Here is a 26,287-nt window from a genome sequence, read left to right on the forward strand (position 1 = left end):
GTGGCGGCGTGGGCGGCCGACCCGGTCATCGCGGCCCTGGGCGAGCTCGGCACCCCGGTCGACTGCTCCGGACTGCGCTCGCTGGACCTCCAGGGCCCGCTGGTGCTGTGGCTCGTCGTCGACGGCGCGATGGACCTCTTCGCCGTGGACGCGGCGTTCCGGGGGCAGCGCCACTTCCTCGGCCGGGTGCACGCCGGGACCCTGCTGCTGGGGCCGGTCCAGGGGCCCGACCACACGCTGGTCGCCCGCCCGCTGCCGGGCTGTTGGCTGCGCCGGATCGAGCTCCGCGAGCTGCGGGAGCCGCGGGAGCCGTACGACGCGTACGAGCCGCACCACCCGTACGCGCCGCAGTGGGAGGGGTGGGACACAGGGCAGTGGTACGCCGACCCCTGGCGGCGGGACGGGTACGGGGACGGCGGTGGCGGGGCGTGGCCCAGTCCGCTGGAGGACGCGTTCGCGCGCGGCATCGGCCGCGGCCTGCGGGTGCTCTACCAGGCGCCGCTCGACGGGGCCGCGCACGCCACGGGTGTCGGGGACGGCCGGGGACCGGGTCCTGGGCAGGGGCCGGAGCCGGGCGCGGGCACCGACGCGGGCACGGGCATGGGCATGGACGCGGGCACGGGCACCGACGAGGACATCCTGTGGATCCACGTCCCCCCCGGCGCCGTGCGCTACGGCGCGGCGTACGACGCGAGCGCGGCCAGCACCCTCCTCGTCGACCCCGCCGTCTGGCAGGGCATGGTCGACCAGCAACACCGGCTGCTCACCGCGCTCGGCCGCTGGATCGCCCGGACCGAGCGCGCCCACGCCGACCGCACCGAGGCCGGCATCCGGGCCGGCGAGGCCGCCCGCACCCGCGCCGACCAGGCGCTGCTGGCGGCCATCGACCGCTCCGCCGCCGGCCACCCCGGCCCGGGCGGCGACGCCACCCTCGCCGCCTGCCGCCTCGTCGCCGACGAGGCCCGCATCACGCTCACCGACCCGGTCGGCGGACCCGACGGCCCCGCCCCGGGCGGTGACGGCCCCGCCGGCGGCGACGGGCACCTCGACGCCGTCGAGCGCGTCGCGCTCGCCTCCCGCGTCCGCACCCGCACCGTCCGGCTCGCCGGCCGTTGGTGGCGCGAGAACACCGGTCCCCTCGTCGGGCGGCGCGTCCGCGACGCCTCCCCCGTCGCCCTGCTGTGGCGGCGCGGCCGCTACGTGGCCGTCGACCCCGCCACCGGCACCCGCGAGCCGGTCCGCGCCGCCAACCAGGCCCACTTCGAACGCCGGGCCGTGATGCTCTACCGCCCCCTGCCCGACCAGCCGCTCGGCCTCCTCGGCCTGCTCCGCTTCGGCCTCCACGGCACCCGCTCCGAGCTGCGCGCCCTCCTCCTCGCCGGCCTCGTCGCCGTCGCCCTCGGCGCCCTGGTGCCCGTCGCGACCGGCCAGGTGCTCGGCGCCTTCGTCCCCCGCGCCGAGACCGACCTCATCGTGCAGGCCGGCGTCGCGATCGTCGCCACCGGCGTCGTCGCCGCCGTCTGCATGCTGACGCAGAACGTCGCGATCCTGCGCGTCGAGGGCCGCGTCGAGGCCACCCTCCAGCCGGCCGTGTGGGACAGGCTGCTGCGGCTGCCCACGACGTTCTTCCAGGGGCGCTCCACCGGCGAGCTCGCCGGCGCCGCCCTGGGCGTCAGCGCCATCCGCCGCGCCCTGTCCGGCGTCGGCCCGGTCTGCCTCCAGGCCGGCACGGTCGGCGCCGTCACCCTCGTGCTGCTGCTGGTCCACAGCGTGCCGCTGGCGCTCGTCGCCCTGGCGCTGCTGCTCGTGATCGGCGCCGCCTTCCTCGGCCTGGGCCTGTGGCAGCTGCGCTACCAGCGGCAGCTCATCGAGCTCAGCCACCGGCTCACCAACCAGGCGTTCCAGACGCTCCGCGGCCTGCCCAAGCTGCGCGTCGCCGCCGCCGAGAGCTTCGCCTACGCCGCCTGGGCCGGCGAGTTCGCCCGCTCCCGCGAGCTCACCTGGCGCGTCGGCCGCCTCAGGAACGCCGTCACCGTCCTCAACGCGGTCTGCCTCCCGCTCACCACGCTCGTGATGTTCGCGCTGCTGGCCGGCCCGGCGCGCGGCACCCTGTCCGCCAGCGCGTTCCTCACCTTCTCCACCGCCGTGACGATGATGCTGGCCTCCGTCACCCAGGCCACCGGGGCGCTGCTGTCGGCCGCCGCCGTGCTCCCGATGTTCGAGCAGCTCAGGCCGATCCTGCGGGCCACGCCGGAGGTGACGGGCGGCAGCGCCCAGCCCGGCGCGCTCAGCGGACACGTCGAGGTCCGCGACCTGTCGTACCGGTACGGCGACGGCCCGCTCGTGCTGGACGGCGTCTCCTTCTCCGTCCGGCCCGGGGAGTTCCTCGCCGTCGTCGGCCCCAGCGGCTGCGGCAAGTCGACGCTGCTGCGGCTGCTCGTCGGCTTCGACAGGCCCACCGCCGGCAGCGTCCTGTACGACGGCCAGGACCTGGCCGCGCTCGACCTCGCGGCGGTGCGCCGCCAGTGCGGTGTCGTGCTCCAGCACGCCCAGCCCCTCACCGGCTCGATCCTCGACTGCATCCGGGGCGACGGCGCCCACACGCTGGAGGAGGCGTGGGAGGCCGCCGCCATGGCGGGGCTGGCCGAGGACATCCACGCCATGCCGATGGGGATGCACACCATGCTGTCCGACGGCGGCGGCACCGTCTCCGGCGGGCAGCGGCAGCGCCTGATGATCGCTCAGGCGCTGATCCGCCGGCCGCGTCTCCTGCTTCTCGACGAGGCCACCAGCGCGCTGGACAACGAGGCGCAGCGGGTGGTCATCGAGTCGACGCGCGCGCTGCGCGCCACGCGCGTCGTGATCGCCCACCGGCTGTCGACCGTCATGGACGCCGACCGGGTGATCGCGTTGTCCCACGGGCGGATCGTGCAGCAGGGGACGCCGGCGGAACTGCTCGCCGAGGAGGCCGGGCTCTTCCACGAGCTGGCGCGCCGCCAGCTCCGGTGAGAGGCGGAAGAGAGACAGGAGCGGGAGGAGAGACGTGCGACGGCGAGACGGGGGTAGGCGGGGGCCGCGACGACGGGACGGTGTCACATGACAGGCCACACACCTCACACAGCTCACACACCTCACACAGTTCAGGAAGGGCGCGGGCGCACGGCGACGCTCCCCCGGCACGGCGCGCACCGCCGCGCCGAGGCGCCGCCCGACGCCGCGCTCCTGGCCGGCGCCCGCGAGGGCGACGCCACGGCCTTCGCCGAGCTCTACCGCCGCCACGCCCGGGAGGTGCGTCGCCACGCGCGCGAGCTGGGCCTGGACGCCGACACGGCCGAGGACCTGACCGGGGAGGCGTTCGCCCAGACGCTCGGGGCGCTCCGCGACGGCGGCGGCCCTCGCGCCTCTCTCCGCGACCACCTGCTCGCCACCGTCGTGCGCCTGGCGACGGAACGCTCCGGGGACGGCGCCGGCGACGGTGGCTCCCGGGACATCGGTGCCGGCGACGCCGACGACGGTGCCGCCGGGCAGGGCGGCGAAGCACGGGGGGAGCGGCCCGTCTCCGCGGCGCCGCGCGAGGTCACGCAGCTGTCCGCCGAGGCCCAGGCCATGGTCCAGGCGGATCGCGAGCTGCTGGTGGCGGCGTTCTCCCAGCTGCCCTCCCGCTGGCGGGAGGTGCTGTGGCGCACCGCCGTCGAGCGCCAGTCCCTCGGCCGCGTGAGCAGCGCGCTCGGGCTGACCACCAACGCCACCGCCGTGCTGGCCTTCCGCGCCCGCGAGGGTCTGCGGCGGGCGTACCTCCAGGCGCACGTCAGCGACGACCTCGCCGGCCGGGAGGCGTGCCGGCGCCACGCCGGCAGGTTGGGGGCGTTCGTCCGCGGCTCGTCGGCCTCCCGTGGCCTGCGGCGCCACCTGGACGTGTGCCGGCGCTGCCGCGCGGCGTACCTGGAGCTGGTGGACGTCAACGCGACGCTGCGGGCCGTCTTCCCGGTCGCCGCCACCGGCTGGCTCGCCGCGGCGGCCGCCGCCTCGTGGCCCGAGGCCGCGGGCGGCGGGCTGGCGGGCGGCGGGCTGGCGGGCGGGACCAGCAGCGGCCTCGGCGTCGCCGGCCTCGCCGGGCCGGCCACGGCCGCGCCGGCCGCCGGCGTGGGCGGCGGGGGCGGGGCGCTGGCGAAGCTCACCCTGGCCGCGTCCGTCGCGCTCGCCGCCGGCACCCTCGGGCAGCAGCCCGGCCACGAGCTCGGTCCCGGCAGCCAGCAGCGCGACGTCACCGCCTCCGCGCGGGACGCGGCACCCGACGCCGAGGCCGAGCCCGCCGCCGCGGCACCGGACGCCGGGGACGGCGCGACGCCGCCGGCCGCCGACCCGGGCCCTCGTCGGTCGGGCCGAGAGGACGGCGCCGCGGCGTCGTCCTGCCCGTACCCGCCGGACGACCACGTGGTGACGGTCTCCCTGCCCACCGGCCTCGGCGGCCTCCACGACGACGCGGCCGACCCCGACGGCCTCGACGACCTCGACGGTCTCGACGGCCACGGCGACTTCGGCTGCCGCACGGGGCTGAGCGTGGCCCTCCCCATCGAGGTCGTCGATCCGGGCGATCCCGTCGATCCCGTCGACACCGACCGGTCGGCCGCGTCGGCCGTGCCGGCCGTGCCGGCTCCCGAGGAGACCACCGACGCCGTTCAGGACCTTGACGCCGTCGGCGCGATCGACGCCCTCCGGGACATCGACGCCGACGGGACGGTCGCGGAGGTCGGCGCCGCCACCCGCGAGGTGACGGATCTCCTCCTCCACCCGCGACAGGACGCGGACACCCCCGACACCGGCCTACTGACCGACCCGCCCCTCCTGTGACGACGGGCCCCGCGCCCGGGACACGGACACGGGCACCGACACCGACACCGACACCGACACCGACACCCGAGGACGTCCGCGCGGCCCCGCCGGGGCAGCGGCCGAGGCTACGCCGCCAGGCCCCGTTCCGATGACGGCGAGGGCGACGGGGACGACGGGGACGACGCCCCCGCCCCCGCGCCCGCCGCGCCACCCGCCGCACCCGCCCCGCCCGCCGGGGCCGGCGCGAGCCAGCGCAGCCAGCGGGTGCGGGAGCACCACCGCGCGAGGGGCGTGAGCGCCGCCAGCGCCAGGGGCGCGAGCAGCAGCGCCGTCGCCGTGCCGAGCGCGTAGCCGCCGACCACGTCCGTCGGGTAGTGGACCCCGAGCAGCACCTGCGCGAAGCCCTGCGCCAACGCAAGGACCAGCGCCACCCCGCCCAGCCAGCGGTGGACCAGGAAGAGCGCGACCGCCACCGCCATCGCCGTGCTGGCGTGGTCGCTGACGAAGGCGTAGCCGTCGGCGCCGTCGAGCAGCGGGTCCAGGCCCGCCAGGTCGGCGTGGTCCGCGGGGCGTGGTCGGGCCACGAAGTCGCGGATCGGCATGTTGATCAGGTACGCCGCCCAGGCCGCGAGCCCGGCCCAGGCCACCTGTGCGACGGCGGCGGGAACGTCGGGCGAGCGCCCCCGCACCGCGCACCACGCCAGCAGCACCACGGCCACCAGCGCGAGCGGGATGCAGTACTGCGCCACGGCGACGACGGCGTGCTCGGCCCAGCCGGGAAGGTCGTGCGCGATCCGGTCGAGATCGCGCAGGACGTCCATCTCGACCTCGGGATTGTCGATTCCCGAGAGGCTGCCTGTCATGACTAGTCGCGGCCCCTTCTCGTGTGGGGGGACCCTGCCGCAGGGGAAGGCAGGGCGGTGAGGAGCCCCTGTCCCGGGCGGCGAGCTACAAAGACACCTGGACCACCGGAACAGCTAACGCCACGTACCCCACCAGCGTGCCCACCGGACATGGAGATCATCGCGACGTTATCGAACAGCAACGCATAGGGGACGCCCCATCACATCCACTCCATATCCCGACGCTTGGGCCCTGCGGCGCCGCGAGGGCGAGCCCGGCGGGTGGGTCGGGTGGGTCGGGTGTGGGGCCGCGCACCGGTTGTCACCGATGTCGGCCGACACCTGCCGCGCGGCCACCGTCACCAGGCACAATGCTGTCTCCAAGCCACGGGGCGGGGGGCAGATCGTGGAAGCGTTGTCGACCGCCGGGAGCCTGGCGGCGAGGGGGATCGCGGCACTGCTCCCGGTGCTCGCCAGGCGGCGTCTCCGGACGCAGAGCGAGCTCCCGCTGTCCGAGGCCGTCCGGGTCCGCCTGATCCTGCCCGGCCGCGTTCCCGTCGAGAGGTACGTCAGGCGCCTGGCCGCCGGGGCCGGCCGCTCCCTGCGCCGGGACCCCGCGGCCGGCCTTCCCGCCCTCGGGAGGCGGGAACGCCGCGCCGTCGTCGACGCCGTCTGTCGAGCCCTCGTCTCCGCCGACCTGTCCGACGACAGGCTCCTGGGCCTCGTGGATCCGGGACCCGCGGCGCTGGCCGCGCACGTCGACCCCGTCGCGCGCTCGGCCGCCGAGCTGAGCGACGACGCCCGCGCGGTCCACCGGGCGGTGCTGCACCGGACCAGTGATCGCTTCCTGCGGGCCGTGGAGGCGACCCCCGACTTCCCTCGTCGCTACCGCCGGGCGGAGCGGCAGCGGCTGCGGCAGGGCGAGGAGAGCGCCGCGCCCGCAGGCGGCGGGAGGGACCCGGACGACGTCTTCCTGGCCGCCTACCTCGACCACGTCGCCCAGGCCTTCGCGTCGGTCGACCTGATGGCGGGCCCGGGGCGGCGACGCGTCGCCACCGTCGAGGACGACGACGGCCCCGAGCGCACGGAACCGCTCGGCGCCGTCGCGCGACACCGCTCCCGCCTCCTGCTCCTCGGCGAGGCGGGCTCCGGCAAGAGCACCCTGCTGGAGGGCCTCGCCGTCTCCGCCGCCCGGCGCGCGTTCACCGGCGACCTCGCGGACTGGAACGGCCTGGTCCCCGTCCTCGTCCGGCTCCGCGACCATCCCGAGGCGGACCTCCCGGACCCCGGCTCCCTCCTCGACTCCCTCCCGGGCGCCCTTCCCGGCACGCTTCCCGGTTCCCTGCCCGGACCCCTGCCCGACACGTTTCCCGGCTCCCTCCCCCCTGTCCTCCCCCTCGTTCTCCCTCCGGCCCTCTCCGCCGGCGAGCCGCCGCCCCGCCACTGGCTCGACCGCCGCCTCGCCGAGGGCCGGGTCCTCCTCCTGCTCGACGGCGTGGACGAGCTGGCCGGCGAGCGGCACCAGCGGCTCCACGCCTGGCTGGTCCGCCTCCTGGGCGCCTACCCCGGCAACTCCGCCGTGGTCACGACACGCCCCAGCGCCGTCGCGCCCGACTGGCTCAGCGCCCACGGCTTCACCACCGCCCGCCTCGCCCCCCTCTCCCGGGACGAGCTGGCCGCGTTCGTCAGCCGCCGGTTCGCCTCCGACGCCGCCCTCGCCCGCGAGCTGCTCGGCGCGCTCGACGAACGCCTCCGCCTCGCCGAACTGCTCACCACCCCCCTCCTGGCCTCCCTGGTCTGCACCCAACACGCGCGGCGTCGCCGGCTCCCCACCTCCCGCACCGAGATCTACCGGCAGGCCCTGGAGCTGCTGGCGGACCAGCGCGACGCGGACGACCGCCTCCCCGGCGCCCTGTCGTTGCTGTCCGCCCTCGCCTGGCACCTCACCAGCCGGGGCTTCACCGCCGCGCCGCGCACCCAGGTCGTGGACTGCCTGGAGAGTCTGGAGTTCCCGCCGGAGCTCGACGTGACGGCGGAGGAGGCGCTCGCCCTCCTCCTGGACCGATCCGGCGTTCTGACCACGACGGCCTCCGGCGCCGTCGACTTCGTCCACCGGGTCTTCCTGGAGTACCTCGCCGCGGAACACGCCGTCGACCAGGACCACGTCGCCACCCTGGTCCGCAACGCCCACCTCGCCGTCTGGCACGACACCGTCGCCATGGCCTCGGTCCGCGCCACCGAGCGGCAGCGCCGCCAGCTCCTGACCGGCATCCTGCGCCGCGCGGACGCCGAGCGGCACCAGCACCGCGCGCTGCGCCTGCTCGCCCTGTCCTGCCTCACGTTCTGCCGCGAGGCCGGCAAGGGGGTGCCCCGCTCCCTGACCGCGTCGCTCGACCACGCCGTCGGCGCCGTCCTCCCCCCACGCCGCGCCTCCGACTGCCCGCCGCTCGCCGCGGCGCCACGGTCGCTGCTGCGGGCGCTGCCGAGCAGCCTCGGCGAACTCAGGCACACCGAGCACCAACGCCTCACGGTCCGCACCGCCGCCCTCACCGGAGACCGCGAGTTCCTCGCCCGCCTCGGCGCGTACGCCCGGGAGGGGCGCGAGCCGGTGGCACGCGAACTCGTGGACGGCTGGCATCACTTCTCCTCAAGCGGGGACGCCGTCAGGGACTACGCGCGCGAGGTCCTGCGTCACCTGCCCCTCGACCGGCGGGAGGTGCGCGTCACCCACCCCAGGCAGTGGCAGGCCGCGCCCGAGCTGCCGCACGCCACCCGTGTCCGCGTCGCGTACCCCTTCGGCCCCGACATCGGCGAGGTCACGGCCTTCCCACGGCTGCGGCGGCTCCGCGTCACGGCCCTGGCCGACGGAGCCGACCTCCGCCCGTTGCGCGGCTGCCCCCAGCTGACGCACCTGTGGCTGTGGGGAACGCGCCTGCCCGACCTCGGGCCCCTCGCCGAGTTGCCGCGGCTCACCTTCCTCCACCTCCTCGACTGGCCGCCGTTCACCCTCGACGGCACGCCGCTGCCCGCCACGCTCACCACGCTCTCCCTCGGCCGGCTGCCCCTCGGCGCACCGCTGGGCTGGCTGCGCGAGCACCCCGCCCTCACCGCGCTCGCCCTCCAGGGCGCCGGCACCCCCCACTGGCAGGACCTCGCCGCCCTCGGTCTCCTCACCGAACTCGACCTCGGCGGCTACGACCTGACCCACGCCCTCCCCGCCCTCGTCGGCGCCGCGCCCGGCCTGCGCCTGCTGGGCCTGCACGGCTGCTCCGTGCCCGCCGACCTCTCGCCGCTCGCCCACCTTCCACGGCTCACGCGCCTCGACCTGGTGGACACGACGGGCCCCGGCGGCGCCCCGCTCGACCTCGCCCCGTTGGCCCGCGCCGCCCCACGCCTCACGATCGAGACGCGCGGCGCCACCCGGAGCCGAACGCCCTGAGGCCCGCCGTCCCGTGGCTGTCCTTGGCGCGTTCCGCGTCCGGTACGGGCCTGTGAGCCGTCCATCGCCTGTCTGGCCGAACAGCGTAGCCCCGCCGTGAGCGCCTCCTCGCTACGCTTGGTTGGCTGTTGATGACAGCCACCGTGGCCGATGGCAGACCGGGAACGGGGGCCGACGTGGCGCCATTTCAAGCGTTACAGGCGGGCGATCCGGAGCGGGTGGGGCGCTACCAGGTGGTGGGGCGGCTCGGGGCCGGCGCCATGGGGCGGGTGTATCTGGCGCGCTCGCCGGGCGGGCGTCCGGTGGCCGTGAAGGTCATCCGAGTCGAACAGGCCGAGGACCCGGACTTCCGCAGACGCTTTGTGCGCGAGGTCGCCGCGGTCCGCCGCGTCAACAGCTTCTTCACCGCCGGGGTGGTGGACGCCGACCCGGAGGGTACGCCGCCGTGGCTGGCGACGGCGTACGTGTCGGGGCTGCCGCTGGGCGAGGCGATCGCCGCGCACGGTCCCTGGCCCGACCCCTCGGTGCGTGCGCTGGGCGCGGCACTGGCGGAGGCGCTGGAGGCGATCCACGCCGCCGGGGTGGTGCACCGGGACCTGAAGCCCTCGAACGTGCTGCTGGCGTCGGACGGGCCGCGCGTCATCGACTTCGGCGTCTCGCTCGCTGTCGGCGGCATCCCGCTCACGCGGACGGGGGCGATCGTGGGTACCCCCGGGTTCATCGCGCCCGAGCAACTGAGGGGCGCGGGCGGCAGCCCGGCCAGCGACGTCTTCGCTCTCGGCGCGGTGCTCGCGTACGCCGCCACCGGCACAGGACCGTTCGGCTCGGGGCTCGTCCACGAGGTCAACTTCCGCGTGGCGTACGAACCGGCGGAGTTGGGTGGGGTGTCGGAGGGCTTGCGGGAGCTGTTGTCCTGGTGCCTGGAGAAGGACCCGGAGCTGCGGCCAGGGGTCGCGGAGTTGGTGGAGCGGCTGGGAGGCGACGCGCGGGGGCTGACCACCCTGGACTGGCTGCCGGAGGCAGTGGCTCGCTCGGTTCGGGAGCGGAACGAGGTGCCGCTGCCGGCGGTCCCGCCGCCGCCGTCCGCGCGGGGCCCCTCGCGGCGCCGCGCGCTGGCCATCGCCGGTGGAGCCGCGGGTGTGGCAGGGCTCGGCGCGCTGACCTACGCCCTCACCGCCTTCGGCGACGGCGACGGTGGCGACAGCGACAGTGGTGAGGGCGGTGGTTCGGACGCGGAGCCCAGGACCGTGCGGATAGCCGTCCAGGGTCCGCTGACCGGAGACAACTCCGCGCTGGGCCGGGACATGGTCGCGGCGGTACGTCTGGCCGTCGACCAGGCAAACCAGTCCGGCGACCACCCCGACCTTCGTTTCGAGGTCGTCGAGGCCGACGACCACGGTGCGGATGACACCGCGATCGCCGCCGCGCAGGCGACGATCGACGACGGCCGTGTGCTGGCGGTGGTCGGCCCGGCGTACTCCAGCGCGGCGCAGGCGGCGGGACCGCTGTACTCGGCGGCGGGACTGACCGCCGTGACCCCCCTCGCCACCAGCCCGCGGCTCGCCGAGAACACTCCCTCCACCCTCCTCCGCGGGGTACCCGACGACCGACAGGCGGGCGAGGCGATCGGCGACCTCCTCGCCGGTGTCGCGTCGGTGGTGGTCGACGACGCTTCCGCGCACGGCGTGGCGTTGGCGGACGCGGTGGCCGAGCGCCTGGGCGTGTCGGCGCCGTACACCCGCAGGTCTGTTCCCCCGTTCGACGAGGTGGCCCGGGCCGTCAGGGAGGCGAACGCGGGCACCGTCGTGTTCTGCGGAGCCGTGGAACGGGCCGGGGACCTGGCGTTCGCGCTGCGAGCGGAGGGTTACACGGGAAACGTGGTCGGCGGCGAAGGGGTCATGGGCCGCTCCCTCCTCACCACGTGGCGGGACGTGTCCGAGGGCTGGTACCTGGTCTCGCACCGCTTCGACCCGTCCGTCAGCGAGGAGGGCCGGCGGTTCGCCCGGCTCTTCGAGGAGACGAACGACGTGCGGCCGGGCCACTACTCGGCCCGGACGTTCGACGTCGCCACGCTGATCATCGAGGCGGTGGCGGGGCTGGACGGGAGGGCCGACCGAGAAGCCGTGTTCGAGGCAGTGGCGGGCCACCGCCTCCAGGGAGTGACCGGCCGCATCGCGTTCGACGCCGACGGCGAGTACGACGGTGACGGCCCTCAGCTCTTCCAGGTCCGGGACGGTGTGTTCGTCCCGCTCGGACCGGTCGAGGGCTACGCGTACGCCCCCTGACGCACCGCGGCCTGTTCCCCGTGAGGGGGCCCACGGCCCGCGGCGATCCCTCGCGTGGCTACGCCGTCGGGCGGGTCGCCCCGAAGTAGTCCGCGGAGTCGATCGGGTCGAAGCGGACCACGGCGCCCGTGTACGGGGCGTTGATCATGTGGCCGCCGCCGACGTAGATCCCCACGTGGGTGATGGAGCGGGAGTCCGTCAGGTCGGTGGCGAAGAACACGAGGTCGCCGGGGAGCAGTTCGTCCCGGTCCGGGTGCGGCCCGGCGGTCCACTGGTCGTTGGCCACGCGCGGCAGCTGGATGCCCACGTGCTCGTACGCCTTCAGCGTGAGTCCGGAGCAGTCGAACTGCCCGTTGTCCTCCGGGCCGCCCTCGCCGCCCCAGCGGTAGGGGGTGCCGAGCTGCTCCTGGGCCCAGTTCACCGCGCCGGCCGCCGCCTCGGACGGGGAGAGCTGCTGCTGGGCGGGGTCGTCGGCCGGGGGCGGGGCGGCGAACGACGCCTCGGCCTCGCGGATGGTGCGCACGTAGTTCTGGGTCTCCTCGTACGGCGGCACCCCGCTGTACTGGATCACGGCGTACGAGCCGGCGTTGTACGCCGCCAGCATGTTGTCCACCGGGTCGCCCGGGACGTCCTCGACGTAGCCGGCGATGGTGCAGTCGTAGCGGGCCGCGGACGGGATGGCGTCGGCCGGGTCCCAGACGTTCGCGACGCCGTCGCCGTTGGCGTCGAAGCCGTGCGTGGCCCATGTGCCGGGGATGAACTGCGCGATGCCCTGCGCCTCGGCGTGGCTCTGCGCGTCGGGGTTGAAGCCGGACTCCTGGTTGAGCTGGGCCGCGAGCCGGGCCGGCGTGAGCGTCGGGCACAGGCTGCCCCACTCCTGCACCAGCCCCGCGTACTCCGCGGGCACCGCGTTCCGCGCCAACTGCCCGCCGGGGCGCGCGTTGTCCCCCAGTCCGCCGAGCAGCCCCGAGGCGGCGCTGTACACGCCGACCACGAGCAGCGCCACGAACGCCATCAGCAGCCCGAAGCCGATCCCCACCGCCGTCGCGATCCGCCGCATCCCCCCAGTATGCGGCGTGGACAGCGGCTGGCGCAGCGGCTTCTGAGCTCCTCTCAGGTGTGCGCCGTCTCACGTCGGCCGGCGCGTTCGCCGGCCCCGGTCTCAGTCCGTCGGGAGCGGCACGGGCTCCACCGCCGACAGCGACGGGGCCGGCAGGAGGGAGGCGAGGTCGGACGGGCTGAGGGTGTAGTAGTCGCCGAGGCTCGGGAGGTCGAGGTCGGGGGGAACGTAGGGGTAGCCGGAGGGGAGGTACGGGTTGAACGTCTCCCAGTAGCTGGGGAGGCCGCCGCTGGGGTCCAGGTCGATGTCGGTGAACGTGCCCTGGGGCGGATCCCACCCCGGGGTGTCGTCCCTCCCGAGGTACCCCCACAGCCACACCACCGTCAGCGCCGACAGCACCGCGACGGCGCCCCAGGCCACCCGCCGCGCCGGCACCGCGACGCGCCACGTGCGCCGCGGGACGCCCGAGGCGTCGCCCGGGTCGGCGCCGTCCCCGGTGCCGGCGCGGAAGGCCGCGTCCCAGTCGCCCACGGCCGCCTCCGTGTCCACCCCGCACGCCGCGAGCTGGGACCGCAGCCGCGCCATGGCACGCGACCCGCGCACCGCCTCCCGCACCAGCACGAGGGCCCGCTCGGCGTCCGCGTCGAGGTCGGAGAGCGCGCCGAGCTCGGTCCACGCCATGCCCCAGCGGGCGCGGCCGGCCCTGACCAGCGCGTGCGCGACGAGCAGCCGCAGCGCGTCGGTGAGCTGTTCGTCGGGGGTCGGAGCCCGCCACCCGGCGTGGCCCAGGGCGTCCGAGAGGTCCTGGCCGCGGCCCGCGGCGAGCAGGCCCAGCACGGTGTCCAACGTCACCGGCAGCAGGGTCGTGTCCGCGACGTCGCCCGCGACGGTGGCCACGGCCTGGGCCCGCCGCACGGCCTGGAGCTCCGCCGCCTCGTCGATCCACTCCCGCCAGGGCCGAGGCGTCCCCGGGCACAGCTCCCGCCAGACGCCCACCGGCAGCACCCCGGCCGTGTCGGCCCCGTCGGCCCCGTCGGCCCCGTCGGCGTCGGGAGCGGGGCCGGTGACGGGATCGGTGACGGGATCGGTGACGGGATCGGTGTCGACGAGCAGGACGCGCGCCGGCCGCTCGTCACGTGCGTCGGCCCACCGTTCCCTGGCTCCTCTCCCGGCCCTCCGCTTCCTGACCAGCAGCTCCACCCGTCGGTGCGGGCTCGGATGCGCGTCGAGGAAGGGCCTGGGCGGGTCGGGCAGCTCGCGCCGCCACGCCGTCGTCATCCGGGCGTACCCGGGGTCGGCGAGCATCTCCTCGACGACGCGCAGCGGGTCGTCCGGGATGCGGCCCGCCTCGGCCATCGGGTCGAGGAAGCGGAGGCGGAAGTCCTCCCAGGCCCGCGCCAGCGCGTGCATCGACGCGATCGCGTCCGCCGTCGCCTCCGCCCCCACGACCCGTGCCGCCGCGGCGTCGGCCTCCAGCTCCTGACGGTGCCTCACGGCCAACGACAGCCGGTCGTACACGGCGCCGTAGAGGGCGAGCACCAGGCGCTGGAAGCCGGAGAACATGTCGGTGAACGGGGCGCGCCACGTCGTGACGCGGACCGCGTCGCGCGAGGCGCGCAGCGCCTCGGAGCCGCGGTACACCGTGGCGGCGAACCACAGGTGGCCCCGCGCGTAGTGGCCCAGCTCGTGACAGAGCACGGCGCGCATCTCGTCGGCCTTCAGCCCCGCCAGCAGCGGCACCCCGAGGTAGAGGCGCCGCTCGCGCACCCGCCACATCCGGCCGACGCCGCCGACGTCCTCGGTGACGGCCGCGTTGGCCTCCATCGTCAGCCGGATCTCCGTCGGTGCGGGCGCCCCGACGCGCTCCGCCAGCTCCGTGACCGTCCGCCACAGCGCGGGGGCCGCCTCGCGGTCCACCGGCACGGAGCCGGGCCAGGGCCGGGAGGACGCCGTGCCGACGCCGTGCGCGGCCCTGAGCATCGCCTGGACCGGCAGGGCGCCGGCGACGACGAGGAACAGCGGCTGCGGTGTGCTCAGCTGCGTGTCCTGGGCGAACGTCGCCCACAGGACGAGGGCCGACAGCGTGACGTAGACCAGGGCCAGGGTCCAGGCCAGCAGGTAGAAGCCGACGAGCAGGCCCACGGCCAGCACGGCCCGCAGGCTCACGACCACTCCCCAGCCCCACCTCCTCGCTGCACGCGCGGCGTCCCGGGGCCCGGCCGTCGACACACGCGCGTCCCGTCCCGCCTCTCCTCCCGTCCCCGCCTCCGCTTCCGTCTCCGTCTCCGTCCCAGCCTCTGTCTCCACCCCGGCCTCCGTCCCCTCCACGTCCCCTCCCACCTCTCGCTCCCCTCGTCCGGCCGTCCCGCCGGTGACGTCCCCCCTCGTTCCCGCCCGGTCTCGCGCGTCGTGCCTCCCTCCCCTCATGGCGAGCCTCGCGAGCCTCCCCCGCCCGCCCGCCGCGCCGGCCGCCGCTCACGCGCCGGCGTGCACCAGGGAGGACCACGTCCACGGCAGGTGCGGCAGGCCGGCGCGGACCTCGCGGATCACGGCGTGGAGGGCGTGCGCCGCCGGCAGCCGGCCGGGAGCGGCGAGCGCCGCGCCGAGCCGCCCGTAGAAGTCGGACCCCACCGAGGCGGCGAAGGCGTCGCCTATCTCCCAGAGCGTGGCCACGACCTGCCCGTATCCCGCGAGCTGGAAGGCCGAGGCGACGTGGATCGCCTCGTCCGCCAGCCGCGTGCTGCCACGGGCCGTGCCGCACGCCGACAGATACGCCAACTCGGCGCGCCCCAGCCGCAGCTGGCCGACGTCCACCAGCCCGAGCGGCCCGTCGTGCAGCAGCAGCCGGCTCTTCTCGGGGCTGGCGGGATCACTCGCCGCGTGGCAGGCGAAGTGCGCGACGGACGCGCCGTTCAGCGCCTCCAGGACCGCCGCGCGCGTGGCCCGCGGCCCCGTCAGCGCCACGGCGCCGGGCAGCCGCCCCGACAGTCCCTCCGCCTCGGCGACCGTGTGCGGCAGCGGGGCGTGGCCCGGCGTCTCGGGCAGGGCCGTGACCAGCGCCGTGCGGGAGGAGGCGGCGCGCTCCGGGTCGTGGGAACGGCTGAACAGCAACGCCCGCAACGTCGGCGTGTACGAGGAGACCACGCGGTCGAGGACCGCCTCGCCCGGCACCTCGTGGTGGCCGGCGGCGTGGAGCGGGAGCGAGGCCAGCGGCCCGCCGGGGGACCACCACACGCGCGGCCACGCCGCCTCGCCGGCTGACGGCGTGTCGGTGAAGCCCAGGGCGTCGAGCACCGGCTTCGCCACCACGTCCCACAGCCAGCCGAGGGTCTCGGTGACCACCTCCGCCGCCGCTGCCGCCTCGACCCGGCCCCGGCCCCCGCCACCGGTCAGGGCCGCGATCGCCTCGTGGAACGCCGCCGCCCGTGCCAGGACGTCCGCGGCGCGCAGCTCGGGCAGCGGCACGTTCCTCACCCCGTCCTCGCGCACCAGCAGCGCGTGGCAGCGGGTGGGGGTGACGTTGACCATGACGACGGGGCCCTCGGCCGCCGCCGGCAGCAGGTCGCGCCAGCCCAGCCGCCTGGGCAGCATGAAGCGCCTGCGGTCGAAGCCGCCCAGGCCGTCGAGGTCCGCGCTGAGCGCCGCCCACTCCTCGGCCAGCGCCCGCTGCTCCGCGACCATCCCGACGTCCGGCACCCAGCGGCGGTGCAGCGCGGTCAGCCGGTCCCTGACGTCCTCGAAGCGGGCGGCCAGCGCTGGGTCGGCACGGCGCAGCGCGTCCAGCTCGCGGCGGGCGCTCATGGCCCGCGAGAGCATGAAGGACCGGCCGTCCTCCAGGGTCTCCAGGGCGCCGGGCGCGTCGTTGACCGCCACCGCGTCGGCCGCCATCGCGGCGGCCTGTCGGGCGACGCTGTGGGTGGGCAGCTCCTCGGCGTCCCGCCGGGCGTCGAGGCGTCCGCTCTGGAGCACGCTGAGCGTCGCCTGCGCCCAGGCCATCACGTCGATCGCCGTCAGCGACGAACCGGCGGCCAGACGGCGTGCGACGGCGGCCCCCTCGCCGTAGTCCCCGGGATCCTCCAGCATCATCGCCCGGTTGAAGTGCCAGAACGCCAGCGAACGCAGCGCCTCGACGCGTTCGGGCGCGTGCTCCGGCGTCCGCGCGGGCAGCGCAGCCAGCCGCTCGCGCAGCTCCCGCACCATGGCGTCGGCGGTGGCCATCGCCTCGAAGGGCGAGGCCACCGACGCGGTGAGGCTGTTCATCGGGCCCACCAGCTCCGCCGACATGCCCATGGCGGCCATCGCGGCGGGCAGGTCGCTCATCAACGCGACCAGCTCACCCATCCTCTCGCGGTACCGCTCCGCCACCGGCTCCCCCGGCCCTCCCGCCGCCGAACCGGCACGCGGCGGCGTCCACGGCAACGGGCCCTGAACGTACAGCCGCAGCAGGGTGCGTGAGGAGCGCAGGAGGACGTGGTCCCGGTGACCGCTCGGCAGCTCCCGCATCATCCGCTCGGCGACGGCGATGACCTCCTCGGCCATCGCGACACCCGCGGGCTCCGGGGTGGGCAGGATGCTGGGCATGCTGCCGGGTTCGTCGCTCTGCTCCGGCTCGGCGAGCATCGTCCTGAGCAACGCGCGGGCGCGCTCGCGCTCCGGAAGGTGGGCGTAGCGCTGCTCCGTCTCCTGCCACCAGCGGTCGGCCAACTCGGCGATCGAGCCGCCCTGGAGGAGGGTGTGGAGCAGGCCGCCCTCGGCCAGCCCCGCGTCCTCCAGCACGGGGCCGAGCAGGGCACTGAGCGCGCCGGCCGCCTCGGCCACCCCGGGACTCGGAGGCCGCTCCGGCCCGGGCTCGGCCTCTGTCGGCGAGGCGTCGGCGCCCGGTGGCGACGGGCCGCGGCCTCGCTCCAGATACGCGCGGCGTACGAGGCCCTGGGCCTCCTCCAGGCGCTCCAGGAACGACGGGTCGACGGCGGCCTCGACGGCCTCCCGTCCCGGGGCGTCCGGGGGAAGCTCCTCGGCCAGCCGCCGCAGTCGTTCCATCGACTGCCGGACCTCGGCGAGGCCACGGGCCTGCTCCTCGACGTACGACTCGACCAACCCCGCGCCGCCGCCCCCGAGCCGCACGTGCTCGCCCAGCTGCTGCGCGAGCACGTCGAGCAGGAGCGAGGGCTGGTCGTCCGGCACCGCCGCCGCCATCCTGCGGACGACCGCCATCAGGTCGTCGTCCGGGCCGTCGCCGGGACGCTCCGCGCCGGACTGCTGCCCCTGGTCGAGCTGCTCGCGGGTGACCAGCGCGCCCGTCAGCGTCTCCGCTCGGAACGCCAGCTCGGGCGCGCCGTCCTCCGTGAGCTCCACGGAACGCCGCAGCGCGTCGACCGCCACCTCGACGACGGCCCGCCGCCTCGCCGCCAACCGGCTCGCGGCGCGCCCGCCGTCCGCCGCCGCGCACGGCAGCCAGGCGAGCAGCGTGATGCCGAGCCCGTGCAGCACCTCCGGCAGCTCCTCGTGGTCCTCGGCGACGGCGTCCGCGACCTCGCAGAACAGCTCGGCCGCCTCGCGCAGCGTCGCGGCGTCACCGCCGCCGAGGACGCCCCGCGCTCGCAGCGCCACGGCCAGCCAGGACGTGCAGTGGAGGTGGTTCGGGTGGTCGGGCGGGGTGGCGCGGTGCGCCTCGCGTAACGCCGCCGTCGCCTCCGCCAGGTGGGGCATCTCGGGCGGCCGTCCCAGGGCCGGGGCCGTGGGCGACGGCGGCGCCCCCGCCGAGGCCCGCCGCTCGTCGCGTACGAACAGCAGCTGCCCCAGGTACGCCAGCAGCACCGGCCGCGAGGGGCGCTCGCGGGGCAGGGCGCGCGCCGCCTCCCGCAGCAGCTCGACGGCGAGATCGCCGGCGGCCACGTCGCCCAGCCGCAGGAAACGGTCCATCAGCAGCGTCATCGCCACGTCGGCCTGCGCCTCGACGAGGGCCCGCGTCCGCTCCTCACCCTCCGGCTCCGGCCCCCACACCTCCTCGGTGAACACGACCTCCCGGAACCACACCCGCAGCGGCTCCGGCAGCGACGTGGGCGCCGACAGGTACAGCGGAACGAGCAGGGTGCCCGCGCGCTCGGCGTCCCCCGGATCGTGCTCCTCGCCGTCGAAGACGACCCGCGCCCAGTGCAGGACGCCGACCGCGTACATCACCTCGGGGCCCAGGCCGTCGGGCGTGGCCAGCCAGGCGAGCAGCCGCTCGGCCTCCGCCTCCGCCTCCCTGCTGAACAGACCCGCGGCGTTTCCGCTGCTCAGCGCCGTCTCCACCCGCCCCACGAGGGCCGCCACCAGCGCGTCCCGCGTCTCCCGCGCGGTGCCCCTCGCCACGCCCCCCTCGCCGTGCTCCGTGGGCTCGGACATGCGTCACCCCCTCACTCCCCGCCCTACAGAGATGACGCTCCGACACCGCGTGAAGTTCCTCCACGCACCTCCCGCCATTCCTCGGGTCGTTCCTCCGCGTACCTCCCGCCATTCCTCCCGTCGTTCCTCCCGCCACCGGCGCCCGCGCCCGTTCGCACGGCGCGCGTCCGATGGTCATACGAGCCTCACGCCTCGGGCGACCCCGTTCGCTCCCTCACGCTCACCGTCCCCACGTCGTTACTTTGCGCTATGAGGTGAACGCACGTTCCTGCGGACCCTCCCGTTCCGCGAGCTCCGTTCCCGACTCCCGCGACTCCCGAAGGAGTTACCTGATGGGCGCCCCGAACAGGACATCGAACACCCCGTCGCGACGCAGGTTCCTCGGCCTGGCCAGCGCCGCGAGCACCGCGACGCTGCTGGACGTCATGACCGGCGCCGCGCCGGCCTCGGCCGTCACCGGGCGCCAGACCAGGCCCGCCCAGTCCGGCCAGCCCACCCAGGCGGGCGGCACGGTGGCGATCCTCGGCGCGGGCCCCGCCGGCCTCGGCGCCGCGCTGAGCCTCCTCGACGCCGGCTTCGACGTCACGATCCTGGAGGCCCAGGGCCGCGTCGGCGGCCGGACGCTCTCCGCACGCCCGGGCGACGAGATCAGCGAGGTCTGGGACGACGGCGTCCGCACCCAGACCTGCCGCTTCGACGAGGGCCTCTACCTCAACCTCGGCGCCGGCCGCATCCCGTACCACCACTACCGGGTCCTCAGCCTCTGCCGGCGCCTCGGCGTCCCGCTGGAGGTCTACGTCCACACCTCCACGGCGAACCTCTTCCAGACCGACGACGTCTGGGGCGGCGCCCCCCGGCACAACCGCAGGATCGCCAACGACACCCGCGGGTACGTCGCGCAGTTCGCGGCCGACGCCGTCGCCAAGGGCACGCAGGCCGAGGACGGCCTGACCCCGGAGCAGCGCGAGCAGTTCCTGCGCCTCCTCACCAGCTTCGGCCAACTCGACCCCATCGACCACAGCTACCACGGCTCGACCCGGTCGGGGCTCGCGCACCCCCTGACGGTGCAGCAGCTGGAGGAGCCCGTGGACCCGCTGCGCCTCGCCGACCTGCTGGCGGCCAGGTTCTGGGACTACGGCTTCTACCAGGACTCGGACTACAAGTGGCAGACCACGTCGTTCCAGCCGGTCGGCGGCATGGACCAGATCTGGCGGTACGCGGCAGGCGCCCTCCCCGCCGGCACCCTCCGGCTCCACTCCCCGGTCACGGCCATCGCTCTGGACGGCGACGGTGTCGTCGTGGGCTGGACCGACGAGAACGGCTCCCCCTCCTCCGGCCGCTTCGACTACTGCCTGAGCAACATCCCGATGAGCGTGCTGCGCGCCCAGGTGGAGATGACCGGCTTCGACGCGGCGTACACCACCGCCGTCAACGAGGTCCCCTTCGCGGCGTCCTGCAAGGTCGGCTGGCAGGCCAACCGCCGCTTCTGGGAGTCCGAGCGGCACCAGATCTTCGGCGGCATCAGCCGCAACAACCGCGAGACCACCCAGATCTGGTACCCGTCCAACGACTACTTCTCCCCGACGGACAGGGGCACGCTCACGGGCGCCTACGCCCAGTACGACAACGCGGTCCGGCTCGGCGGCCTCCCGCACGAGGAGCGGCTGGTGGTCGCGCGCGAGGCCGGCGTCAGGATCCACGAGGAGTTCGCGAGCGAGGCCATCATCCCGAACGACCTGGGCATGTCGATCACCTGGGACAAGGTGCCGTACCAGCTGGGCGCCTGGGCGTGGTGGCAGCGGAACGACCCCCAGCACAAGGGCTGGTACCAGACCCTCCTCTACCCCCAGGGCCAGGACAACTTCCTCGTCATCGGCGACCAGGTCTCGGTGCTGCCCGGCTGGCAGGAGGGCGCCCTGATGTCGGCCGAGTGGGCCCACCAGTGGCTCACCGGCCCCGACCCCGCCGCCCGCACCCGCGCCCCGGTCCGCGAGGTCCCCGACGCCCGTGAGCTGACGGAGGGCCTGGGCTGACGGGTTCCGGGCCGGGCAGACGTTCCGGGCCGGGCAGACGTTCCGGGGCCGGACTGACCGGCCCGGGCTGGGAGCCGGCGCTCCGTCCCTCACGCCCGCCGCACGCAGACGGCGGCGCGGTGGTGGCGGGGCGCCTCGACCTCGTCGACCAACGCGACCGCCAGGTCCGCGTAGGTCATCCGGTCGGCGGGGTCGGCGTGTTCGGCGATCCGGTACGCCCCGCCGGGCGCGCCCGCCCGGTCCTCCCCCGCCGCGTGGTCGAAGTCGCCGGCCGGCGCCACGTACGCCCAGTCCAGCTCGCTCTCCCGCAGCACGTCGAGCCCGGCCGCGTGGCCGAGGGAGAAGCGACGCCAGGCGTCGGGGAAGTCGGGCTCGTCCATCAGGGCGACGCCCGAGGCGCCGGGCATGATCGACGCGATCCCCACCACCACCAGGCGCCGCACCTCCGCCGCCGCCAGGCCGGCGAGGAGGGCGCGGGCCGACGTGGTGAAGAAGTCGTGGGCGGGCACGGCGAGGTCGGCGGCGGCGCTGATGGCGGCGTCCTGTCCGGCGGCGGCCCGTTCGACGCTCGCCGCGTCCGTCACGTCGCCCGCCACGATCCGCGCCCCCGCCAGCTCGCCGTGGCGCGCCGGGTCGCGCACCACGGCGGTGACGTGGTGGCCGCGTCGCCGCGCCTCGGCGACGGCCCGCCGCCCGGCCCGACCGCCCGCGCCGAAGACCACGATGTTCATGGGGAAACCACCTCTCACCAGGGCCGGAGCCCATGCGCCCGGCCTCGTCCCGGCTGCCGATCAGCTACCTGCACGGCCTTTGCTCGGCCTCTGTTCGGCCTCTGTTCGGCTTTCGTTCGGACGCTACCGAGGGCCCCGGTTACCGTCGGGATACCGGTGAGGGCGGCTAGGGTGAGGCCATGAGCCTCAGGGAGAGCGCCAGGGAGCCCCTACCGGCCGACATGTTCGACGAGCTCTGCCCGTCCTCGCTCAACCCGTTCCGCTTCGGCGACAAGTGGGCGGCCCTCGTCCTCCGCTGCCTGGAGCACGGGCCGCGCCGCTTCTCCGAGTTGCGCGTGCCGCTGCGCCGCGTGACCCCCAAGGTGCTCACCCACTCGCTGCGTTCCCTCGAACGGGACGGGCTGGTCAGCCGCACGGTCCACGCCGGTACCACGCCGCACGTCGAGTACGAGCTGACGCCGTTGGGGCGCAGCATGCTCCAGCCGATCGCGGTCGCGTGCGCCTGGGTGGCGGAGCACTGGGACGAACTCCTCGACGCCCGCGAGTCGTACGCCGACGGCGGCGCCCTCACCACGGCCGCCCCACCGGCCCAGCGACCGGCGCGAGCCTGACACGGGCTCGGGCGCATGGCCGAGGTCGTTCCAACGAACCCGCAGGCGGAAGCCGCCCAGGGCCGTGTCGCGCTCTGGCTCGACTCCGAGGATCTGCGCTGGCTGGCACGCCACTGCTGCTGTCCCGAGGACGCGTCACGGGAGGTGAGGGAGCGCTGTGACCGCCTCCGTTTCCGTGCGAGTGCCGCGCTCCACAAGCACGGCTCGGGCACGGACGCGACCTGCGGCTGAGGCGGCACTCCACCGGGTCCCGGCGGTGCGGCGAACCTCCGCCGCGCAGGGACGGGTCAGGGATGTTGGCTGAGCATGCGGCCCGTGTGCGCGTCGATCGCGCCCTCGACGAGCTCCGGCACCTGTGCGACGAACTCCTGCACCAGCGCCGTCGCGTGGTGTCGGTCGAGATCCTCCTGGGACGCCCAGACCTCGTAGAGGAAGAAACGGCCGTCGTCCTGCTCGTGGAGGTGGTACTGGAGGTTGCCGGCGTGGCTGCGGGAGGGCTCGACGAGGTCGCTGAGCACCCGCCGCAGCGCGTCGGCACGTCCGGGCCTGGGAGTGACGAAGCCGTAGAGGGACACGGGCGTTTGCGTTCGGGATGTGGTTGTCATGCCATGAACGTTAGGATGTGACACCGATGTGAGATTCAAGTCGTCGCACTGTGGGGTGGGTCACATGAGGATCGGCGAGCTGTCGCGCACGACGAACGTGCCCGTGCGTCTCCTCCGGTACTACGAGGACCAGGGCCTGCTCACCTCCCATCGCAGCGAGGGCGGCCACCGTCACTACGACCCCGAGGCCCGCGCCACCGTGGCGCGCATCCGCACCCTGCTCGCCGCCGGGCTCCCCACGAGGGTCATCCGCGAGCTGATGCCCTGCTTCGTCGGCGACAGCACGGAGCTTCAGCCCTGCGTGTTCGACCACCTGAGGGACCAGATGGCCGAGCTCGACTCCCGCATCGCCGACCTCACCAGGGCACGGACGACCCTGGGTGAGATCTTCGAGGCGTCCACCCGCTCGCCCGGAGCCACCGGCTCACCCGGCGCCCGCGAGCCCGACGCCCACGGCGGCGCCCCCCTCCCAGCACGGGACCGCGCGCCGGCTCGGTCGTAGCCTCGGGCGCGGACCCGACCGCCGGCTGAGGCGGGGATCCGGCGTTCCGAGGCTCCGGCGATCAACGGGGGTCAGCGCAGCGCCAGCCGCGACAGTTGGCCGGCCGCCGTCACTGTCCACAGGCTGTTGACGGACGCGAACACCTCGGGAGCGGAGTCGGGGAGGTCCACGGGTACCGGCACGAGTTCCGGCGCCGACGCGAGCGCCGGCCCCGCGCCGAGGGGCACACGCCACAGCCCGCCGGCCGCCTCGCCCCCCGGTAACCACAGGCAGCCGGCCGCGTGGACGAGCCCCGCGCCCTGGTCACCGCCCCCACCCGGCCCCCAGACCGGTACCGGCGCCTGCCCCGGCACCACCACGGCCCCGACGCCACCTGAGTCCGCGACCCACAGCCGTCCGGCGTCGTCCCATGCCAGGCCCGTCGGCTGGCGCAACCCGAGGGCGTGGACGGGCGAGCCCGGGAGAGGAGCGTCCGCCGGGACGTCGCCGAACGGCGTCAGGCGGAGGATCTTCCCGGCCGTCGACTCCCGGTCCCAGGCGAGCGCCGGCCGCCCGGCGTCGCCCGTCGCCACGTACAGGCACCCGTCCGGCCCGAAGGCGAGGACCGCGAGGGCCTCCGCGCCCGGGTCCGGGTCCGGGTCCGGGTCCACGGGAACGTCGCGCAGGAAGGCGTTCGGATACACGCCGAGCTGCTGCCCGGGGGGCGCCGACGGGTTGTAGGCGTGGCTTGCCACGGTGATCGACGACGCCTGCGCGTAGGCCGCGTAGATCCTGCCGGGCTGGTCGGGATCGACGGCGAGGGCGAGCAGGACGTTGGCCGGGTCGAGCGCCACTTCCCACACGACGCCGACCTCGGTGAGGGTGTGCGGGTGGTACGGGTCGAGGCGGTGGACCCGGCCCGCGTCGCGGGTCCCGACCAACAGGTCACCGCCCGGGAGCTCGGCGAGGCAACAGGCGTCGCTAAGGACGTGGGAGAGGTCGACGGCCACGGTGACGTCGGCGGAGCCGTGCGCCGCCGGCACGCTCCTGGTCGGCGTCGGTGCGGGGGTGGGGGCGGGCGCGGGGACAGGACCGGGGCGTGCGGGATCCGCCTCGCCCTCGACACGGTGCGCGGCGGGGCCGACCGTGCACCCGCCGCCCGCCACGGCAACGAACGCCACGACGGCCGCCGCCGCCACCGCCGCGCCCCTCACCGCGCGCCGCACGGCCCCGACTCCCCGCCCGGCACGAGCTCGGCCCACACGGCCTTGCCGCCGTCGGGCATCCCGTACTGCCCCCAGTCGGCCGCGATCCTCGCGATGATCAGCAGGCCGCGCCCGTGCTCGCCGTCGGGCGAGGCCACGACGGGCCGAACCGGCACGCGCGCCGCCCCGGCGTCCCACACCGTGACGCGCAGGCGAGCGAGACCGCCGTACCAGGCCACGCGGAACGAGACGGGCGCACACCCGTGCTGGACGGCGTTGGTCATCAACTCCGACGCGACCAGCCCACCATCGGCGGCCAACTCGCGCGCCAGGCCGTACTCGCGGACCGCGTTGACGACGGACGCCCGGCACAGGCGAGGCGCGTGGAGATCGGCGGGCAGGTGGACGTTGACCGACCAGTCACGCGCAGGGCACGCACCCACGGCGGGCGGCGCGGGGGACGTGGGGGAGGTGGGGGTCAGGGGCATGTGGGTGCCTCCGTTCACACGGCGACAGGCGCCAATGCGCGTGCCACGGCGAGTGGTTGACTGGCCACACAAGGTAGAGCAGATCGGGGACTATTTGCTACAAAGCAAGAGTGATACTGGCTCCGACAACTGACACACCAAAGAGGGGGAACACCCATGCCGCCAAGGAGCGCCCCGACCGCACGTCAACGACGACTCGGCGCTGAACTGCGGAAACTGCGCGAACGGGCAGGATTGACGAGCGTGGTCGCGGCCACCCAACTGGGCGTCACGCAATCCCGGCTGAGCGCGATCGAAGGAGGGCGCTATGGGGTGAGTGGGGAGCGCGTACGCACTTTCGCGCTCCACTACGGCTGCTCGGACGAGGCCCTGATCGACGCCCTCGCGGCGATGACAGTGGGCCGCCAACGCAGGTGGTGGGACGAGTACCGCGACGTACTGCCAGCGGACATGCTCGACCTGGCCGAGTTGGAGCACCACGCAACCGCGATCCGCACGACACAGGTCTCGCACCTTCCGGGACTTCTCCAGACCATCGACTACGCCCGCTGCATCTTCCGGCAACACGTCCCGAAGCTCCCTGCTCCGCTGCTGGAGTACCGCACCTCGCTTCGGATCAAGCGGCAGCAGATCTTCCTCGGCCCTCATCCCACCCCGTATCAGGCGGTCATCCACGAGGCGGCACTCCGCATGAGGTTCGGCGGGGCGAAAGTGACACGCGCGCAGCTCACCCACATCAACGAGATGAGCGAGCACGACCACATCACCGTTCGCGTCGTCCCCTTCGCAGCCGGAGACTTCCCAGGGTCGGGTCAGACCGTGCTCTACGCGGAGGGTCCCGTACCACAGCTGGACACAGTGCAGCTTGATACAGAACATGGATGCGAACTGCTCGACGCAGAAGCCGAGCTTGTCAACTATCGGACATCCATGGACCGTTTCAACGGACTCGCCCTCAGTCCCGCCGATTCACGGGAGTTCGTCCACCAGATCATCAAGACTCTCTAGGGAGCTGTCGTGCACGCCCTCGACAAGCCACGCTGGCACAAGTCCTCGTTCAGCAGCGCGGGCAACAACTGCCTCGAACTGGCCACTGTGTCGGAGAGCACGTTCCTCTTCCGCGAGTCCGACGAACCAGGCACCATCCTCACCACCAGCCCCTCTCGCCTCGCGGCGCTACTCACTCTCGCCCGAAGCGGCCCTCGCCTGTCCTGATTCGGTGCGGCACCGACGCCGCTCTGTCACCCGGCCGTGGCACAATCCGTGGGGAGCGCAAGAGAGCCAGCA

General features: G+C 75.1%; 18 protein-coding genes. 10 read left to right on the forward strand and 8 right to left on the reverse strand.

Annotated elements, in window-relative coordinates; translation table 11 throughout:
- Together ACTWP5_RS03955 and ACTWP5_RS03960 are read left to right on the forward strand one after the other, a co-directional pair.
- Entirely contained in the window at window positions 1–3,009 is a 3,009-nt protein-coding gene (locus ACTWP5_RS03955) for an NHLP bacteriocin export ABC transporter permease/ATPase subunit (protein WP_443219265.1), read from the forward strand.
- 87 nt (window positions 3,010–3,096) lie between these two features.
- The gene (locus ACTWP5_RS03960) at window positions 3,097–4,851 is read left to right on the forward strand and encodes an RNA polymerase sigma factor (RefSeq protein ID WP_443219266.1); all 1,755 of its coding nucleotides are present in this window, start codon (window positions 3,097–3,099) and stop codon (window positions 4,849–4,851) included.
- 107 nt (window positions 4,852–4,958) lie between these two features.
- Here the strand turns inward: ACTWP5_RS03960 and ACTWP5_RS03965 are convergent, their stop codons facing one another.
- The gene (locus tag ACTWP5_RS03965; RefSeq protein ID WP_443219267.1) at window positions 4,959–5,696 is read right to left on the reverse strand and encodes a phosphatase PAP2 family protein; all 738 of its coding nucleotides are present in this window, start codon (window positions 5,694–5,696) and stop codon (window positions 4,959–4,961) included.
- A 385-nt stretch (window positions 5,697–6,081) separates the two neighbouring features.
- On the opposite strand from ACTWP5_RS03965, the gene ACTWP5_RS03970 reads away from it, so the two are divergent.
- Window positions 6,082–9,114 (forward strand): NACHT domain-containing protein, encoded by a 3,033-nt coding sequence (locus ACTWP5_RS03970; RefSeq protein WP_443219268.1) that lies wholly within the window; start codon window positions 6,082–6,084, stop codon window positions 9,112–9,114.
- A gap of 176 nt (window positions 9,115–9,290) precedes the next feature.
- The gene (locus tag ACTWP5_RS03975) at window positions 9,291–11,399 is read left to right on the forward strand and encodes a bifunctional serine/threonine-protein kinase/ABC transporter substrate-binding protein (protein WP_443219269.1); all 2,109 of its coding nucleotides are present in this window, start codon (window positions 9,291–9,293) and stop codon (window positions 11,397–11,399) included.
- 58 nt (window positions 11,400–11,457) lie between these two features.
- Here ACTWP5_RS03975 and ACTWP5_RS03980 read toward each other — a convergent pair whose 3' ends face one another.
- The 3 genes from ACTWP5_RS03980 to ACTWP5_RS03990 form a co-directional block, all read right to left on the reverse strand.
- Window positions 11,458–12,459, reverse strand: coding sequence for a C40 family peptidase (locus ACTWP5_RS03980; protein WP_443219270.1), 1,002 nt, complete (start codon window positions 12,457–12,459; stop codon window positions 11,458–11,460).
- 102 nt (window positions 12,460–12,561) lie between these two features.
- Window positions 12,562–14,625 (reverse strand): M48 family metalloprotease, encoded by a 2,064-nt coding sequence (locus tag ACTWP5_RS03985; protein WP_443219271.1) that lies wholly within the window; start codon window positions 14,623–14,625, stop codon window positions 12,562–12,564.
- Between the two features lie 309 nt (window positions 14,626–14,934).
- A complete protein-coding gene (locus ACTWP5_RS03990) occupies window positions 14,935–18,846 on the reverse strand; it encodes a CHAT domain-containing protein (protein WP_443219272.1) in 3,912 nt (1,303 codons plus the stop codon).
- 332 nt (window positions 18,847–19,178) lie between these two features.
- On the opposite strand from ACTWP5_RS03990, the gene ACTWP5_RS03995 reads away from it, so the two are divergent.
- Window positions 19,179–20,879 (forward strand): flavin monoamine oxidase family protein, encoded by a 1,701-nt coding sequence (locus ACTWP5_RS03995; RefSeq protein ID WP_443219273.1) that lies wholly within the window; start codon window positions 19,179–19,181, stop codon window positions 20,877–20,879.
- Window positions 20,880–20,968: 89 nt separating this feature from the next.
- On the opposite strand, the gene ACTWP5_RS04000 is transcribed toward ACTWP5_RS03995, so the two are convergent.
- Window positions 20,969–21,610: an NAD(P)-dependent oxidoreductase gene (locus ACTWP5_RS04000; protein WP_443219274.1), complete on the reverse strand. Its 642-nt coding sequence runs from the start codon at window positions 21,608–21,610 to the stop codon at window positions 20,969–20,971.
- Window positions 21,611–21,789: 179 nt separating this feature from the next.
- Between ACTWP5_RS04000 and ACTWP5_RS04005 the strand changes: the two genes are divergently transcribed.
- Complete coding sequence (locus ACTWP5_RS04005; protein ID WP_443219275.1) at window positions 21,790–22,221, forward strand: winged helix-turn-helix transcriptional regulator; 432 nt, start codon at window positions 21,790–21,792, stop codon at window positions 22,219–22,221.
- A gap of 15 nt (window positions 22,222–22,236) precedes the next feature.
- The gene (locus tag ACTWP5_RS04010; RefSeq protein WP_443219276.1) at window positions 22,237–22,452 is read left to right on the forward strand and encodes a hypothetical protein; all 216 of its coding nucleotides are present in this window, start codon (window positions 22,237–22,239) and stop codon (window positions 22,450–22,452) included.
- Window positions 22,453–22,508: 56 nt separating this feature from the next.
- Here ACTWP5_RS04010 and ACTWP5_RS04015 read toward each other — a convergent pair whose 3' ends face one another.
- On the reverse strand, window positions 22,509–22,826 hold the full coding sequence (locus tag ACTWP5_RS04015; protein WP_443219277.1) for a putative quinol monooxygenase: 318 nt from the start codon (window positions 22,824–22,826) through the stop codon (window positions 22,509–22,511).
- Window positions 22,827–22,890: 64 nt separating this feature from the next.
- On the opposite strand from ACTWP5_RS04015, the gene ACTWP5_RS04020 reads away from it, so the two are divergent.
- Window positions 22,891–23,328 (forward strand): MerR family transcriptional regulator, encoded by a 438-nt coding sequence (locus tag ACTWP5_RS04020; RefSeq protein ID WP_443219278.1) that lies wholly within the window; start codon window positions 22,891–22,893, stop codon window positions 23,326–23,328.
- 71 nt (window positions 23,329–23,399) lie between these two features.
- Here the strand turns inward: ACTWP5_RS04020 and ACTWP5_RS04025 are convergent, their stop codons facing one another.
- Both ACTWP5_RS04025 and ACTWP5_RS04030 read right to left on the reverse strand, forming a co-directional pair.
- The gene (locus ACTWP5_RS04025) at window positions 23,400–24,533 is read right to left on the reverse strand and encodes a PQQ-dependent sugar dehydrogenase (protein ID WP_443219279.1); all 1,134 of its coding nucleotides are present in this window, start codon (window positions 24,531–24,533) and stop codon (window positions 23,400–23,402) included.
- Window positions 24,518–25,000, reverse strand: a complete 483-nt coding sequence (locus tag ACTWP5_RS04030; RefSeq protein WP_443219280.1) for an ATP-binding protein — start codon at window positions 24,998–25,000, stop codon at window positions 24,518–24,520. Before ACTWP5_RS04030 ends, ACTWP5_RS04025 begins: the two co-directional genes overlap by 16 nt.
- A 156-nt stretch (window positions 25,001–25,156) precedes the next feature.
- Here ACTWP5_RS04030 and ACTWP5_RS04035 point away from each other — a divergent pair, with 156 nt between their 5' ends.
- A complete protein-coding gene (locus ACTWP5_RS04035; protein WP_443219281.1) occupies window positions 25,157–26,008 on the forward strand; it encodes a helix-turn-helix domain-containing protein in 852 nt (283 codons plus the stop codon).
- Window positions 26,009–26,017: 9 nt separating this feature from the next.
- Window positions 26,018–26,215 (forward strand): DUF397 domain-containing protein, encoded by a 198-nt coding sequence (locus ACTWP5_RS04040; protein WP_443219282.1) that lies wholly within the window; start codon window positions 26,018–26,020, stop codon window positions 26,213–26,215.
- The last annotated feature ends 72 nt before the right edge of the window (window positions 26,216–26,287 follow it).

The sequence above is a fragment of the Streptomyces sp. 4N509B genome (assembly GCF_052245655.1).
GTDB lineage: Bacteria > Actinomycetota > Actinomycetes > Streptomycetales > Streptomycetaceae > Streptomyces.

Bases quoted from the DNA above. Each gene is read 5' to 3' on its own strand.
- ACTWP5_RS03960 (WP_443219266.1), top strand. From the start codon at position 3,097: ATGACAGGCCACACACCTCACACAGCTCACACACCTCACACAGTTCAG.
- ACTWP5_RS04010 (WP_443219276.1), top strand. From the start codon at position 22,237: ATGGCCGAGGTCGTTCCAACGAACCCGCAGGCGGAAGCCGCCCAGGGC.
- ACTWP5_RS04035 (WP_443219281.1), top strand. From the start codon at position 25,157: ATGCCGCCAAGGAGCGCCCCGACCGCACGTCAACGACGACTCGGCGCT.
- ACTWP5_RS03965 (WP_443219267.1), bottom strand. From the start codon at position 5,696: ATGACAGGCAGCCTCTCGGGAATCGACAATCCCGAGGTCGAGATGGAC.
- ACTWP5_RS03995 (WP_443219273.1), top strand. From the start codon at position 19,179: ATGGGCGCCCCGAACAGGACATCGAACACCCCGTCGCGACGCAGGTTC.
- ACTWP5_RS04015 (WP_443219277.1), bottom strand. From the start codon at position 22,826: ATGACAACCACATCCCGAACGCAAACGCCCGTGTCCCTCTACGGCTTC.
- ACTWP5_RS04005 (WP_443219275.1), top strand. From the start codon at position 21,790: ATGAGCCTCAGGGAGAGCGCCAGGGAGCCCCTACCGGCCGACATGTTC.
- ACTWP5_RS04020 (WP_443219278.1), top strand. From the start codon at position 22,891: ATGAGGATCGGCGAGCTGTCGCGCACGACGAACGTGCCCGTGCGTCTC.
- ACTWP5_RS03990 (WP_443219272.1), bottom strand. From the start codon at position 18,846: ATGTCCGAGCCCACGGAGCACGGCGAGGGGGGCGTGGCGAGGGGCACC.
- ACTWP5_RS04030 (WP_443219280.1), bottom strand. From the start codon at position 25,000: ATGCCCCTGACCCCCACCTCCCCCACGTCCCCCGCGCCGCCCGCCGTG.
- ACTWP5_RS03980 (WP_443219270.1), bottom strand. From the start codon at position 12,459: ATGCGGCGGATCGCGACGGCGGTGGGGATCGGCTTCGGGCTGCTGATG.
- ACTWP5_RS04000 (WP_443219274.1), bottom strand. From the start codon at position 21,610: ATGAACATCGTGGTCTTCGGCGCGGGCGGTCGGGCCGGGCGGCGGGCC.